At 61.6% G+C, this 13,075-nt stretch carries 17 protein-coding genes; 5 read left to right on the forward strand and 12 right to left on the reverse strand.

Translation table 11 applies throughout. The features are described from left to right. A partial coding sequence (locus CMI59_RS02760) for a helicase HerA-like domain-containing protein (protein WP_293324415.1) occupies positions 1-957 on the reverse strand: 957 nt, incomplete at its 3' end. A 146-nt stretch (positions 958-1,103) separates the two neighbouring features. Between CMI59_RS02760 and CMI59_RS02765 the strand changes: the two genes are divergently transcribed. Together CMI59_RS02765 and CMI59_RS02770 are read left to right on the forward strand one after the other, a co-directional pair. After that, positions 1,104-2,072, forward strand: a complete 969-nt coding sequence (locus CMI59_RS02765; RefSeq protein WP_293324418.1) for a magnesium transporter CorA family protein — start codon at positions 1,104-1,106, stop codon at positions 2,070-2,072. Next, positions 2,063-2,674, forward strand: a complete 612-nt coding sequence (locus CMI59_RS02770; protein ID WP_293324446.1) for a histidine phosphatase family protein — start codon at positions 2,063-2,065, stop codon at positions 2,672-2,674. Before CMI59_RS02765 ends, CMI59_RS02770 begins: the two co-directional genes overlap by 10 nt. On the opposite strand, the gene CMI59_RS02775 is transcribed toward CMI59_RS02770, so the two are convergent. After that, positions 2,671-3,270, reverse strand: a complete 600-nt coding sequence (locus tag CMI59_RS02775) for a hypothetical protein (RefSeq protein WP_293324449.1) — start codon at positions 3,268-3,270, stop codon at positions 2,671-2,673. The two genes, CMI59_RS02770 and CMI59_RS02775, sit on opposite strands and share 4 nt — an antisense overlap. Positions 3,271-3,427: 157 nt before the next feature. On the opposite strand from CMI59_RS02775, the gene CMI59_RS02780 reads away from it, so the two are divergent. Continuing rightward, the gene (locus CMI59_RS02780; RefSeq protein ID WP_293324452.1) at positions 3,428-4,273 is read left to right on the forward strand and encodes a fumarylacetoacetate hydrolase family protein; all 846 of its coding nucleotides are present in this window, start codon (positions 3,428-3,430) and stop codon (positions 4,271-4,273) included. After that, positions 4,270-4,893: a class I SAM-dependent methyltransferase gene (locus CMI59_RS02785; protein WP_293324455.1), complete on the forward strand. Its 624-nt coding sequence runs from the start codon at positions 4,270-4,272 to the stop codon at positions 4,891-4,893. Before CMI59_RS02780 ends, CMI59_RS02785 begins: the two co-directional genes overlap by 4 nt. Positions 4,894-4,899: 6 nt before the next feature. On the opposite strand, the gene CMI59_RS02790 is transcribed toward CMI59_RS02785, so the two are convergent. From CMI59_RS02790 to CMI59_RS02835, 10 genes are all read right to left on the reverse strand, one after another. After that, positions 4,900-5,337 (reverse strand): macro domain-containing protein, encoded by a 438-nt coding sequence (locus CMI59_RS02790; RefSeq protein ID WP_293324457.1) that lies wholly within the window; start codon positions 5,335-5,337, stop codon positions 4,900-4,902. Between the two features lie 68 nt (positions 5,338-5,405). Next, entirely contained in the window at positions 5,406-6,485 is a 1,080-nt protein-coding gene (locus CMI59_RS02795) for a prenyltransferase (protein WP_293324460.1), read from the reverse strand. A gap of 4 nt (positions 6,486-6,489) precedes the next feature. Beyond that, entirely contained in the window at positions 6,490-7,203 is a 714-nt protein-coding gene (locus CMI59_RS02800; protein ID WP_293324463.1) for a methyltransferase domain-containing protein, read from the reverse strand. Further along, positions 7,169-8,524: a glycosyltransferase family 4 protein gene (locus CMI59_RS02805; protein ID WP_293324465.1), complete on the reverse strand. Its 1,356-nt coding sequence runs from the start codon at positions 8,522-8,524 to the stop codon at positions 7,169-7,171. The genes CMI59_RS02800 and CMI59_RS02805 overlap by 35 nt, the downstream gene beginning before the upstream one ends. Positions 8,525-8,657: 133 nt before the next feature. Continuing rightward, positions 8,658-9,065 carry a nuclear transport factor 2 family protein gene (locus tag CMI59_RS02810; protein ID WP_293324468.1) on the reverse strand — a complete coding sequence of 136 codons (408 nt, stop codon included), beginning with the start codon at positions 9,063-9,065 and terminating at the stop codon, positions 8,658-8,660. 96 nt (positions 9,066-9,161) lie between these two features. Further along, a complete protein-coding gene (locus CMI59_RS02815; RefSeq protein WP_293324470.1) occupies positions 9,162-9,311 on the reverse strand; it encodes a hypothetical protein in 150 nt (49 codons plus the stop codon). Between the two features lie 72 nt (positions 9,312-9,383). Then, positions 9,384-9,545 (reverse strand): hypothetical protein, encoded by a 162-nt coding sequence (locus tag CMI59_RS02820; RefSeq protein WP_293324473.1) that lies wholly within the window; start codon positions 9,543-9,545, stop codon positions 9,384-9,386. A gap of 86 nt (positions 9,546-9,631) precedes the next feature. Then, positions 9,632-10,606 (reverse strand): alpha/beta hydrolase, encoded by a 975-nt coding sequence (locus CMI59_RS02825; protein WP_293324475.1) that lies wholly within the window; start codon positions 10,604-10,606, stop codon positions 9,632-9,634. Between the two features lie 46 nt (positions 10,607-10,652). After that, positions 10,653-12,161 carry an FAD-binding oxidoreductase gene (locus CMI59_RS02830; protein ID WP_293324477.1) on the reverse strand — a complete coding sequence of 503 codons (1,509 nt, stop codon included), beginning with the start codon at positions 12,159-12,161 and terminating at the stop codon, positions 10,653-10,655. 133 nt (positions 12,162-12,294) lie between these two features. After that, complete coding sequence (locus tag CMI59_RS02835; protein ID WP_293324479.1) at positions 12,295-12,666, reverse strand: DUF423 domain-containing protein; 372 nt, start codon at positions 12,664-12,666, stop codon at positions 12,295-12,297. 262 nt (positions 12,667-12,928) lie between these two features. Here CMI59_RS02835 and CMI59_RS02840 point away from each other — a divergent pair, with 262 nt between their 5' ends. Next, on the forward strand, positions 12,929-13,069 hold the full coding sequence (locus CMI59_RS02840) for a hypothetical protein (protein WP_293324482.1): 141 nt from the start codon (positions 12,929-12,931) through the stop codon (positions 13,067-13,069). Positions 13,070-13,075 lie beyond the last annotated feature (6 nt).

Genomic DNA, 13,075 nt, shown 5'->3' on the forward strand with positions numbered 1-13,075 from the left:
ACGATTGCCGAGCTGGCCCAACACACTTTCCGGCACATCGATCGGATTCTGCGTGACGAAGTAGATGCCGACGCCCTTGGAGCGGATGAGACGGACAACCGTTTCGATGCGGTCGATCAGCGCCTTGGGTGTGTCGTCGAAAAGGAGATGTGCTTCGTCGAAGAAGAAGACGAGTTTCGGCTTTTCCGGATCGCCGACTTCCGGCAGTTCCTCGAAGAGTTCCGACAGGAGCCAGAGCAGGAAGGTCGAATAGAGCTGGGGCGTTTCCATCAGCCTGTCGGCGGCGAGCACGTTGATCGTGCCTCGCCCGTCCCATGTGGCGCGCATGAGGTCGGCAAGTTCCAGCGCGGGTTCGCCGAAAAACATCTCGCCGCCCTGCTGTTTCAATGTGAGCAGCTTGCGCTGGATGGCGCCGACGGAGGCGGAAGAGACATTGCCGTATTGGGCACCGATGTCCTTTGCGTTTTCAGCGGCAAAAGTGAGCAGCGCCTGAAGGTCTTTCAGATCGAGAATCAGAAGGCCCTGATCGTCTGCGATCTGAAAGACGATAGAGAGTATGCCTTCCTGCGCATCGGAGAGGTCGAGCAGGCGGGAAAGCATCAAGGGGCCCATATCGGATATGGTGGTCCGGATCGGATGGCCCTTTTCGCCAAAAAGATCCCAGAAGATGACGGGGGAGGGGCCCGGCTTGTAGCCTTCGAGCCCCAGCTTTGCCACCCGTTCGTCAACTTTCGGGTTGGGTGTTCCTGCCTGGGAAAGTCCGGCGAGGTCGCCCTTCACATCGGCGAGGAAAACCGGCACGCCTGCGCGGGAAAAGGCTTCGGCCATGATCTGCAGGCTCACCGTTTTGCCGGTGCCTGTGGCGCCGGCGATGAGCCCGTGGCGATTGGCGTATTTCAGGAGGAGTTCTTGCGGCCGTTCGCCCGCGCCGATGAAGATACTGCCGGGCTTGTCCATTGATCGCCTCTCTCATTACGACCGGGAAAGATTAGGTTCGGGGCGTAGCGGCTACAAGCCTCATAATCGCCGTCCTTGCGCATTGTGGCGGGCCATGTTTGCAGGCATCATCCCGGCACCCAGAATGTCGTCCCGGGGGGATTCCTATGATCACCTGTTATGTCCGCGCCAATGGCGGTCTGGCGCCCGTGCCCCAAACGGAGGCAAACGGGGTGCTGCCTGCGGACACGATCTGGATCGATATGCTTGATCCGACCGAGCAGGAAAGACATTTCATCGACAACGCGCTGGGCCTTGCCATGCCCAAAAAGGAGATCATGAGGGAGATTGAACCCTCCAGCCGCCTTTACCAGACGGAGGGGGCTTCCTATCTCACGGTGGTCACGCTGACGGCGGCTGACACGCTGAAGCCGCAAAACGATCCGGTGACTTTTGTCGTGACGCAGAACTTGCTCGTCACACTGCGCTATGCGGACCCGCAACCCTTCCGGAATTTCATCGCCAATCTGCACCGCTATACGCTTACCTGTACCTGCGGGGAAGATGTGATGGCGGCACTCTTCGATGCCATCGTAGCGCGAGTGGCAGATATTCTCGAGAAGGTGAACAGCGAGACGGACGAGATTTCCGGACAGATATTCCATCGCGACCGTATTTCGAGGCCGGATTATGATGGGGTGTTGCGCCGTGTTGGTCGTAATCAGACGGTGACGGTACTCGCGCGGGACAGCCTGGTAAGCTTGGCGCGTGTCGTGACCTTTATGCTGCGGCCGGTGGAAAGCAAACTGCAAAAACAAACAGGCCGTGCTTTCAAGACGGTGTCGCGTGACATTTCTTCGCTGAGCGACCAGGCAAGTTTCCTGTCGAACAATCTCAACTTCCTGCTCGATGCGACGCTGGGGCTCATCAACTCGGAGCAAAACGGGATCATCAAGATCTTTTCGGTGGCGGCGGTCGTGTTCCTTCCACCGACGCTGATTGCGAGTATCTATGGGATGAACTTCAAGGACATGCCCGAACTCGACTGGCTGTTCGGCTATCCTTTCGCGCTGGGGCTGATGGTGGCTTCGGCTGTCTTCACCTATGTTTTCTTCAAGCGGAAGGGATGGCTGTGAGCGAGGCGGGCGAACGTACGGAATGGTACTGGCTCTGCCACATGCCCGCGCAAGGTGCTGAGAAGCGCTATTACGGCCAGCTCGATGTCGCGCCGCAGCCCGTGCCGCCGGAGCGTGCCACCCGGTTGCGCCAGTTCTTGCCTGATCATGCGGTGTGGGTTTCCTCGCCGCTGTCGCGCGCGGTGACGACCGCGTTGGCGCTCACCAATGGCAAGCCGCCGATTGCCGTAGGCGATTTCACCGAGCAGGATTTCGGCAAATGGCAGGGGCGCAGTTTTGCCGATGTCTTCGCGGAAAATCGCACGCTCGACTGGACGCAGCCGGAGGAAATCGTGCCGCCCGGCGGGGAGAGTTTCTACGATCTGGGGGAACGGGTTGCCGATGCGATCGACCGGCTGAGCGAGCATTACGCGGGCAAGGCGATTGTCGCGGTTGCGCATCAGAGCATCATCCGTATCGCGGTTGCCTATGCGCTGGAGCTGAAGGCAGATCAGGCCTGGCGTGTCAGCGTGGCGCCCTTGTCGCTTACGCGGCTGGGCCTGCAGATCAGGGATGGAAAGAAGCTCTGGTCGGTCGGTTGCATCAACTCGGAAGTCGCTTAGTGAAGCTCCGCGCCCATGCGGGCCGCTTCTTCTTCAAAGCGGGCGAGGATGCGGTTCACATGTTCTTCCATCATCTCCATAGCCTCGATGACGGTGGACAGCCGGCTTGACGTGAAATCCTGGAACGAGGCGGCCATATAGATGCCCGCAGCGTGGCTTGCGAGCTCGTCGCAGGTATCCGTTTCGACGCCTTGGGCGCGCAGTTCGTCGGCGATCTGCTGGATGCGTTCGGCCGCGCCTTGCATGTCGGCTTCGGTGCGCTTGGCCGCTTCGAGCACATCGGCGGCCCGTTTTGCCGCGTCGATGGCGGTGTCGTCCCGGTTGGTTTCGGCAAGGTCGGTCCGCGCCCGGTCGATCGAGTGCTTCAATTCGTGCAGGTCGTGATAGATGAAGCCGAAACGGGCGGAAACCGCCGTCTCGCGTGCGGTCCGGTAAAGTTTTTCCACGGCTTCGATCATGCGGTCGGTGTCGGCGGCGCGGTTGCGGCGGGAAAATTCGCGCAGGAACCAGCGGCCGCGCTCGGTCTCTTCGACCGCCGCCTCGATCTCCCGGTATTCCTTTTCGTCACCCGGTTTATCTTCTGCCCGCTCGCCCATCATGCCTCCTGAGGTCAGGGCATTCTGGGGATAAATCCTTGCGCAATCGTTGACCCGGTTTCCCGCGATAAAGCGCTTGCGGCCCGATGCGCCCCGTGCGAGTGAAAACGACCGGTATTTCAGGATGATATTGTCGAGAGACGGAAGGAGCGGGCGCATGCGGCTTGTGCGGTTTGGCGACAAGGGGGCGGAAAGTCCCGGCCTTCTCGATGGCGAAGGTCATCTGCGCGATCTTTCCGGGCATGTGGGCGAGCTTGCGGGCGAGGCACTGTTGCCGGAAAGCCTGGAGCGGCTGCGTACGCTGGACCCGGCCTCCCTGCCGCTCGTGGCTGACGGGACCCGGCTTGGCACCTGCGTGACCGGGACGGGCAAAATCCTCTGCATCGGCAAGAATTACGCGGATCACGCCGCCGAGATGAAATCCGACGTGCCGCCGGAGCCGCTCCTCTTCATGAAGGCGACGAGCGCGCTCACCGGTCCTCACGACGGGGTTTGTGCGCCGCGCAGTACCACCAAGCTCGACTATGAAGGCGAGTTGGCAATGGTGATCGGTCACACGGCGAAATATGTAAGCGAAGCGGATGCGCTCTCTCATGTCGCGGGCTACACTATCATGAACGATGTGTCGGAGCGCGCGTTCCAGAACGAGCGGGGCGGGCAGTTCACCAAGGGCAAGAGCAGCGATGGTTTCGCGCCGCTTGGGCCTTGGCTCGTCACAACGGACGAGATCGCCGACCCTCAGGCGCTGCGTGTCCGGACATGGGTGGATGACGAGCTTCGGCAGGATGGGCACACGTCGAACATGATTTTTTCCGCCGCCTTCATCGTTTCCTATCTCAGCGAATTCATGACGCTTTATCCGGGCGATGTGATTTCCACGGGCACGCCGCATGGCGTCGCCGCAGGTATGAGCCCGTCCGGCTGGGTACGCGACGGGCAGACGGTGCGTGTCGCAATCGACGGGCTCGGCGAAATCGCCAACAGATTCACGGTGGACAAATGACAAGGCTCGCACTTCCCATCGACGTCGAGGCGGTGAAGGGGTTCATGCCCGAGGATGAAGGCTGGGCGCTGCATGAGGCGGCACTGGAAGCCTCGAAGCTTGGGCCGGTGCTGGAGATTGGCTCCTATTGCGGCAAGTCCACCGTCTATATCGGCATTGCGGCGCAGGCCAATGGCGCGGTGCTGTTTGCGCTCGACCATCATTACGGCTCGGAAGAAAACCAGCGCGGCTGGGAGCATCATGACGAGGCGCTCTACGATGCGGAGACGGGCCGTCTCAACACGTTTCCGCTCTTCCGGCAGACGATCCGCTCGGCGGAACTGGAAGATACGGTGGTGCCGCTGGTAGCGCCGTCGGCCGTGGTGTCGAAGGGCTGGGCGACGCCGCTTGCCATGGTCTTCATTGATGGCGGGCACGGGATGGAACCGGCGCTGACCGATTACCGCCTTTGGGCGCCGCGCGTCATGCCGGGCGGTATTCTCTGCATTCACGATGTCTTTCCGAATCCGGAAGATGGCGGGCGACCGCCCTACGAGATCTACAAGCTGGCGATCGCATCAGGTCTCTTCGAAGAGGAGAGGGCGGTGGGGAGCCTGCGCGTGTTGCGGCGGCTAGGCTGAGGCGCGTCAGGGGTAGTCATGCACATGGACCGGGATCGGCAGATTGCCGATGCGCCGGACCATGAGCGGATAAACCTCTTCCCAGTCGAGCCCGCCGATGCCGCAGCCGAGCTTGGGAAACGAGACGCTCTCGACCCTCCATGCGCGATAGTTGTCGGCGAAGGCGATGAGCCCCTGTTCGATCCAGCCGAGCTGCGCGCCTTCGGCCAGTGTGTCCATGGTAGGGAAGTTGAGAACCCATTTCTCCTCGCCCTTCCAGAGATGCGGGTGACCGGGCTTGAGCTCGCCCGTCTCGCAGGCCGCGACATAGTCGATATACATCTCCGGAAAGCGCTCCTTGAAGAGCGCGGCGAGCCCGCCCCCCATCACACCGACGCAGTTTACTGCATTGACGAGCGTCTGCGCGTCAGATGAGAAGATGTCCGTCTTGACGATCTTGAGCATGGTGCCGCCTTTCTTCCGCTGCCTGCAAAGCGTGTCAGGCGAATGGGAAGGAAGCAATCCCGGATGGCCTATTCCGCAGCTTCCGCCAGCACGCGCTCGCCGAAGAGATGCGAGGCCGCTGTCGTACCTGTCACAGCGTCGGCGGCGAGGATGACGGCTGCCGCCGTCCATGCCGGTTTTTCGGCGGGCCATGCCACTTCGTCGCGGAACTGGTAGCCCATCCAGTAAGCGCCTTCCTCGTCGCGCCATTGATGCTGCCATGACAGGAGCGCTTCGGCTTCCTTGCGCTGTCCGGCGGCGAGCAGGGCCATGGTGAGTTCGGCGGATTCGGCGACCGTCACCCAGGGCTCTTCCTGGACGCAACGGCAGCCCTTGCCTTCGGCGACGAAAAGGTCCCACTTCCAGGCAATGCGTTTGCGCGCGGCCTCGCCCGTCAGCACGCCGGCGAGGACGGGGTAGTACCAGTCCATCGAATAGCGGTCTTTCGGTTCCCATGTTCGGTCGAAGCGATGGGGCTTATCACGCAGCGCTTCGCCGAGTTTCCGGCGTGCGGCCATCCAGTCGCGGGAGGGATGGCCCAAGGCGCGGGCGATATGCGCGGCGCATTCAAAACTTTTGTAGATGGACGAACAGCCCGTGATGAGGCTGTCGTCTTCCGGCGTGTGCGGATCGTCGGCGGCCCAGCGAATGTCGCCATGCGCGCTCTGATGATCGATGACGAAATTCATCGCCGCGTCCACATGCGGCCAGATTTCCGCCAGCCAGACGCGGTCGCCCGTCACGAGATAATGGTGCCAGGCACCGGTGGCTATATAGGCGGCGAAATTGGTGTCGCGGACCGGCATGCCCGCGCCTTCGCCGGTATAGGCTTGCGTGTCTTCGTCGAAGGGCACGGCGGCGCCCAGTTCGCCCCACCAGGAGCCGTCCTTGAGTTGCGTTTCTTTCAGATATTCGAAGGCACGGCGGGCATTCTCGATGTCCCCCAGAACGGTGAGGCCCATTGCGGCCTCGGTGTGGTTCCATGGATCGACCACACCGCCATCGTACCAGGGGATCGCGCCATTCTCGCGCTGCAGTTCGAGGATGCGGTTGCGGGCGCCCTCGAAGAAGCCTTCCGGAATGGTATCGCCCTGTTTCAGATGCACCATGCCGTCAGCTTGCCTTGGAGAAGTAGAGAACCACGCTTTTGCCCATCAGCGGACCGGCGATCTTTTCCAGCGTTCGCGTCAGCCATGGGCCCTTCATGATGTCCCATTCGAGGAACTTCTTATAGGCATTCACGAGCGCATTGTCCTCGCGCTTCACGCCGACTGCGCATTTCAGCCACCAATAGGGCGAGTGCAGGCCATGGGCGAAATGACGGTGGAAGAAGGACAGGCCGCGATCTTCCACTGCGTCTTTCAGTTCGCGCTCCTGGAAGATGCGAACGTGGCCGCCGGGCTCGTTGTGGTAATCGTCGGAAAAGGCCCAGCAGATGCGCTCCGGCCAGGCGCGCGGCACGGAGCAGGCAAAGGTGCCGCCCGGTTTCAGGATACGGTCGACTTCCTTCAGCGCCTGCTTGTAGTCGGGAATGTGCTCCAGCACTTCCGAGCAGAGGATCTTGTCGAAACTGTTGTCCGGGAAGGGCAGGGACAGCGCATCGCCGACGCTCAGCGAAAAGGCGCGCCTGGTTTCCGGGTCCATGTCCGGATTGTCCTCGAAGCCCTTGCGCGCCGTTACCACGTCGTCGAAGCAGAGGTCGATGCCCACGACATGGCAGTTCGCGAAATAGTACATGGCGTGGACATGACGTCCCGTACCGCAGCCAAGGTCCAGCACACGCTGGCCGTCCCTAAGCCCGAGCAGCTTGAAGTCGATGGTCTGCATGGGCAATCGTCTCTCTGTAAACGTCAACACAATCGCGGGCGGCGCGTTCCCATTTGAACTGGTCGAGAATGCGTTCGCGGGCCGCAATGCCATAGCGGGCACGAAGTTCGGGGGCGTCAAGATAGGTGGAAATCGCCTTGGCGAGCGCATCCGGATCGGAGTGCTGCACGACAAGACCCGCATCGCCGATGACTTCGGGGAGCGATCCGCCATTGGTCGTGATAACCGGCGTCCCGCAGGACATGGCTTCGCCCGCGGGAAAGCCGAAGCCTTCATAGACGCTGGGCGAAATCGACATGGTCGCTTCATTGTAGAGTTCGGTCATTTCCTCGTCGGTGATCCCGGAAACGAACTCCACCTTGTCCATGATGCCGAGCCGGCGCAGCTCGTCGGAGGTGTTGCCCTCGCGCAGCTTGCCGATCACACGGAGTTTCAGGTCCGGATATGTCTTCAACAGTTTCGCATAGGCGCGAATGAGGAAGATCAGCCCCTTGAGCGGCACATCCGCACTGGCGCAGGTGACGATCAAATCGTCGCGCCGTTTGACATGCGGCATCGGACGGAACTGGATGTGGTCGATGCCATGCAGGACGAGGCGCGTCTTGTCCGCTTCGACGCCGAATTCGCGGACCACGTCTCGGCGCGTGCTTTCCGACACGACGATAAGCGGGTCGAGCTGGCGCGCCACCTTGATCTGCATGTTGAGGAAGGAATACCAGCGCTTCTTCAGCAGCTTCAGCTTCAGCGTCTTGGCGGCGCCGACATCGATGCGGCGATCCATGGTGATCGGGTGGTGGATCGTACCGACCACGGGCAGGCCCATATCGCGCATTTTCAAGAGGCCCCAGCACAACGTCTGGTTGTCATGGCAGATGTCGTAATCGGCCCAAGTGCCGCGCGCGTAGCGCGCCATACGTTCGCCGAAGGTGTAGGGCTCGGAAAAGCCGCCGGTCGCATGGCTCCACCATTCGAAAAGGTCGATGGGGGAGGCGAACATCCAGGGGCGGATGGAGAGGATCGGATGCGGATTGGCGTAAAGGTCAAGTGAGGGCAGCTTGATGAGGCCGGCGCGCTTGTCCGTATTGGGATAGGGCGGGCCGGAAATCACATCGACTTCGTGCCCGAGGTCCAGAAGCGCCTTGGTGATGTGGCGCATATAGACGCCCTGGCCGCCGGTTGTCGGATTGGAGCGGTAACTCGGCAGCAGGATGCGCAAAGGCCGGTCGCCCTTCACCGCTGCGAGGGAAGGGGGATGCTGTGTCGTATGAACTGCCGGGGCTGCCGGCCCTGATGCAGGCGCCTCATCGAGGGCTTGGGACATTAACTTCTCCTGTGACCCTTTTTCCTAGTCACTTCTCGGGATGCGCCTCGAGGGCCGTTCGGATGTTCGAATGCGCGGAATATAGACAGATCAACCTTTTGCAACAACCCGCTAACAGGAATGTAAGTGGCTTTCAGTTGATCCGCGGCGCTGCGCCTCGAATATCCTCATCCGGCTCGGGCGCGGGGCTCGACTGGTGGTGGAACAGCAGCCAGCCCTCATTGACCCGTGTGAAGATATTTGTGGCCAGGAGGAAGTCCTTGCCGATCTGCTCGTAGCAGATCACGAGCCCGGTGTCGCCCTGTATGCCGGGACGCGGTGCGATGCATTTGATGTCGGGGCTCGCCGGGCCGGAAAAGATGGCGTGCCAGCTTTGCAGCACCGCGTCGCGGCCTTCCACGGGCGGCCAGCCGGGGTGAAGGCAGGTCACGGGCTCGTGCTCTGTCCATATGGCGGTCATCAATGTGTAGTCGCGGTCGGCGAAGGCGCGATAAAAAGTGTCATTGGCAAAGAGAAGCGCGGCGCGATCCCGTTCCGTCATTGTTTTCTGCACGTTGCCTTGAACCGAAGATGGAGGATCATAGCAGCGCTGGACGTTGCTTGCAGCCGGAACCGGGCATCCTCCTGTATCTGGGCGTCAGGCCACCCAGAAATTCCGCTCGCGCATGAAATCGTAGACATGCGGCCAGGCGAGACCGAGCGTCACGAGATTGCCGATGAGAAAAACCACCAGATAGATGTGGCTCCTGCGGTCGAAGCGCATTTCGGGATTGGCGTGGATCAGCAAAAAGAGGAACGGCGTCCAGATCGCAGCATGGGCGACCCAGGCGCCCTGCGATACATGCTCGTGGAGCCGCAGTCAGGCGGCCAGTCCCAGTGTTGCCGCCCAGCCGACGGCGATCCAGCGCGTCAGCACCTCCTCGCGCAGAAAGACCAGCGCAGCCGTATTCAACGCCACGATGCAAACGGTCCAGGCTTGCAGGGGCCAGGGCGCCTGCAGCCAGTCTTGTACGAAATCCATGATCGCCCCCCGGCACCTTGCTTTCGCCGGTCCTATCTAAGCCGGAGGAGGGGGCGTGGGGCAAATCAAGTTTCCAATAAGGCCGTTCAGGCCGGAAAACGCCGCTTCAGCCAGTCCAGCATCAGCCGGTTCAGCTCTTCGGGCTTTTCGGACTGAGTCCAGTGGCCGCAATCGGGGATGATGTGCTTTTCGAGGTCGGGCACATATTTCTCCATGCCTTCCGCCATGGCGGGCGGGAGGGCGATGTCGTCCGCGGCGGAAATCATCAGGCCGGGTACGTCGACGCGCTGGATCAGGTTCTCGCTTCTCTCCCAGTTGCGGGTGAAGTTGCGGTACCAGTTGATGCCACCCTCCCAACCGGTTTTCTCGAAGGCTTTTGCATAGACCTCGAACTCGTCCGTCGTCAGCAGCGCTTCGCCGGTCCATGTGTCTTCGGGGGCCTGCAGTGCGGTGAGCAGGGTAAGGCGACGCATTTCTTCGGGGAGTTTCATATACTCCTCCATCGTCACGCCTGAGCGGCGATAGAAGAAGCGCAGCGACCGGTGCGTGTCCTTGCCGAGCACCTTCTCCGCTTCGCCGAATTGCTGGAAGAAGACGATGTACATGTCCTCGCCATAGGCGGCGCGCATGGCGGCGATGGGCTCGGTATCGAGGCGAGGAATGAAGGGCGTATTGACGCCGATATTGGCCATCACGCGGGAGGGGTGCATGAGCGGCATCTGCCAGGCGACGAGGCCGCCCCAGTCGTGGCCGACCATGATCGCCTTGTCGATCCCCAGCGCGTCGAGAAGGCCGGTGAGGTCGCCGGTCAGGTGCTCCATATCGTAAAGCGGCACCGCGTCCTGGCCCAGCGGGCCGCCCGTGTTGCCATAGCCACGCATATCGGGCGCGATGGCGCGGTAGCCCGCATCGGCCAGCGCCTTCATCTGATGGCGCCAGGAATAGGCGATTTCCGGCCAGCCATGTACGAGAAGGACGGGAATGCCGCCTTTCGGGCCTGCCTCGTGCACCGCCATGCGGATGCCGTTGGTCTCGATAAAATACGGCTTGGGAAATGTCATGCCCGTTCTCCCTCAGATCATGTTCGGTTTTGTTCAGATTGTTTTTTCAGGCCGCGTCGCGCAAGCGTTCCCAGTCGCTTGTAGCGGGCAGGTCCAGTAGTGCCATCATTTCCTGCCGGTCGGGCCCCAGTTTTGGAGGGTAGTGGCGGGCGTTGCGTTTCTTACCCCGCGCCCAGACGCTCATGATCTTTGCGATATTGCCGGGATTGCGCAGGAACTCGCTGGGCTTGTCGATCATGTGGAAGGCGCGCATGAACTCACGCAGCAGCGCCGTATCGCCGCGCAGCGCGGGCGTGATCGCATCTTCGGCGAAGCTGCGGATGACACGGTTACGCAGCTTCGGACGGTAGTCCGGGTCCAGCGCATTGCGGGCGCGCCGGATGGCGGCCTTGTCCTGTTTGACCATGTCCGAATAGTAGGGGCGCAGTGCACCGCGCGCATTGTTGAAATAGAGCGTCGCACGTGCGACCGGGTTTTCCGTCCGGTCGAAGGCATGCACCAATGTTTCCGCTTCGATGGCGGCGAAAGTGCAGCCGCGCCCGTATAGCGGATTGGTACGGATGAAGCTGTCGCCCAGGGGGAAGAAGTTCAGCACGCGTGGACCGTCGTCATCGGCAAGTTTGCGCCAGCGGCTGATCAGTTCGCCCATACCATAGACTTTCGACACGGGGGTCGAACGGTCTTCCGCGGTCCATGGTGCCACGCCAGGCAGTTGCGAGCAGATGAAGTCGAACGTCTCGGGGCGGATGATTGCCTTGCGCAGTTCCATCTCGATTTCGGGCACCGCGATGGTGATGGAAAAGCATCCATTGTCGGCGGGGAACACGCCGTATTTCATGAAGCCCATATCGCCGGCGCTCGGCACCTTGTTGCGCTCGGGTTCGCCCATGCCCTCATGCAGGCGATAATGGCGCGTGAAATAGAGGATGCCCGCGCGCTCGGTCTTTTCTTCGATGCCGGCGCCGCGTTCGTTCAGCGTATCGATGAGCTGGCTGTTCTTGCCGGCGGCATCGATGACGGTGTCGGCGGGCCATTCCTGCCGTTCGCCGTCGCGTTCGATGGCGAGGCCGGTCACGGCAAGCCTGCCGCTTCGCGTCTCCGTCAGCACGTCGCGCACAAGCGTGTCGGTGACGAATTCGATGCCGGGCTGACGCAGCGCATAGCGGCGCATCACGAATTCGAGCGTGGTGCGGCGGCTCGTCAGGATGGTGAGTTCCTCATCTCCCGGCGCCGGCACATAGGTCTCGCGCAAGGCAAGCGGCAGGTTGTCCGCAAAGCCGATCTCGCGGCAGCCTGCGGCGAGCAGGTCCTGCATCAGCTCCGGGTGCCATTCGCGGATATGTTTGTGGAGGCGTGCGAGGAAGGCGTGGGAGTGGCGCAGATGGCCGACGCCGCGGCGCTCCCAGTCGGTGAAGGCGAGGTCGGCCGAATCTTCTCCTTCCGGAGCGGGCGGGTCGCGCTCGATGACCGTGACAGAGCGTCCGCTTTTTGCCAGTGCAAGGGCGGACCACAGGCCGGCGATACCGCCACCGACGATCAGAATGCGCTCCTCCATCGATAACCTCCCGTTTCGATACCGATAAGACCAGTCGCTTGACCTTGGTCTGTTTATAGACCGAGGTCTATAAAATAGTAACGGTTCTCAACCATTTCCAGCCCCGCAAGGCCGGGAGGCGGGTTCCCCTCGGTCAGCTTCCGATTTTCCAGGCGGCAAAGGCGAGGCAGGCCCAGCCGATCATGAAGGCTAGCCCGCCGACCGGCGTGACCAGCACCAACGCTCGGCTGCCCGTCAGGGCGAGGAAATACAGCGAGCCGGAGAAAAGGATCGTGCCGGCCAGAAAAGCGCTTCCCGCCATTGTCGCGAGACTGCCGGCGCCCATGCTCGCTACCCAGGCGACCGCGACGAGCGCCAGCGCGTGATACATCTGATAGCGCGCGCCGGTTTCGAAGACGCCGAGTTCGTATTCTCCGACATGCGACTTCAGCCCATGAGCCGCGAAGGCGCCGAGCGCCACGGAGATGAGGCCGCTCAGGGCCGCGATGGTGAGCCAGATACGCATCGAATCCTCTTCCTGTTCCGTCCCGCTGTTCAATATGCGCGGAATTCTAGTCGCTTTGCGCCGGGGGGAAAGCACTCTCCCGCACTACCGCTGCGTCACGTTGACCGTCTCCCGTGCAGGCGGCATTGTCGGATCCAAACAAGGGTCCGGTCACAGGCCGCGACCGAAAAACAAGAATGGGAGGATGATGTGTCCATGCTCATCGGAGCAGACGGAAGTCGTGCGCGTTTCGGCGCGGCCAGCGTGAGAAGGGGAGGCCGTCATGGATGAGCTTTCCTCGCGTATCGCCGCATATCTCGAAGCCAAGATGCAGGTCGCCTCTAATGTCGAAGTGAGCGGCGTGTCGCGTATTCATGGCGGGGCCAGCCGTGAGACCTATCGCTTTCACGCCGCCTGGGACTAGGGCGGC

It is taken from the genome of Parvibaculum sp., assembly GCF_002684405.1.
GTDB lineage: Bacteria > Pseudomonadota > Alphaproteobacteria > Parvibaculales > Parvibaculaceae > Parvibaculum.

Excerpts from the sequence above, each read along its gene's own strand:
- CMI59_RS02765 (WP_293324418.1), top strand. The coding sequence starts at position 1,104 with ATGATCACCTGTTATGTCCGCGCCAATGGCGGTCTGGCGCCCGTGCCC.
- CMI59_RS02770 (WP_293324446.1), top strand. The coding sequence starts at position 2,063 with ATGGCTGTGAGCGAGGCGGGCGAACGTACGGAATGGTACTGGCTCTGC.
- CMI59_RS02775 (WP_293324449.1), bottom strand. The coding sequence starts at position 3,270 with ATGGGCGAGCGGGCAGAAGATAAACCGGGTGACGAAAAGGAATACCGG.
- CMI59_RS02780 (WP_293324452.1), top strand. The coding sequence starts at position 3,428 with ATGCGGCTTGTGCGGTTTGGCGACAAGGGGGCGGAAAGTCCCGGCCTT.
- CMI59_RS02785 (WP_293324455.1), top strand. The coding sequence starts at position 4,270 with ATGACAAGGCTCGCACTTCCCATCGACGTCGAGGCGGTGAAGGGGTTC.
- CMI59_RS02790 (WP_293324457.1), bottom strand. The coding sequence starts at position 5,337 with ATGCTCAAGATCGTCAAGACGGACATCTTCTCATCTGACGCGCAGACG.
- CMI59_RS02795 (WP_293324460.1), bottom strand. The coding sequence starts at position 6,485 with ATGGTGCATCTGAAACAGGGCGATACCATTCCGGAAGGCTTCTTCGAG.
- CMI59_RS02800 (WP_293324463.1), bottom strand. The coding sequence starts at position 7,203 with ATGCAGACCATCGACTTCAAGCTGCTCGGGCTTAGGGACGGCCAGCGT.
- CMI59_RS02805 (WP_293324465.1), bottom strand. The coding sequence starts at position 8,524 with ATGTCCCAAGCCCTCGATGAGGCGCCTGCATCAGGGCCGGCAGCCCCG.
- CMI59_RS02810 (WP_293324468.1), bottom strand. The coding sequence starts at position 9,065 with ATGACGGAACGGGATCGCGCCGCGCTTCTCTTTGCCAATGACACTTTT.
- CMI59_RS02820 (WP_293324473.1), bottom strand. The coding sequence starts at position 9,545 with ATGGATTTCGTACAAGACTGGCTGCAGGCGCCCTGGCCCCTGCAAGCC.
- CMI59_RS02825 (WP_293324475.1), bottom strand. The coding sequence starts at position 10,606 with ATGACATTTCCCAAGCCGTATTTTATCGAGACCAACGGCATCCGCATG.
- CMI59_RS02830 (WP_293324477.1), bottom strand. The coding sequence starts at position 12,161 with ATGGAGGAGCGCATTCTGATCGTCGGTGGCGGTATCGCCGGCCTGTGG.
- CMI59_RS02835 (WP_293324479.1), bottom strand. The coding sequence starts at position 12,666 with ATGCGTATCTGGCTCACCATCGCGGCCCTGAGCGGCCTCATCTCCGTG.
- CMI59_RS02840 (WP_293324482.1), top strand. The coding sequence starts at position 12,929 with ATGGATGAGCTTTCCTCGCGTATCGCCGCATATCTCGAAGCCAAGATG.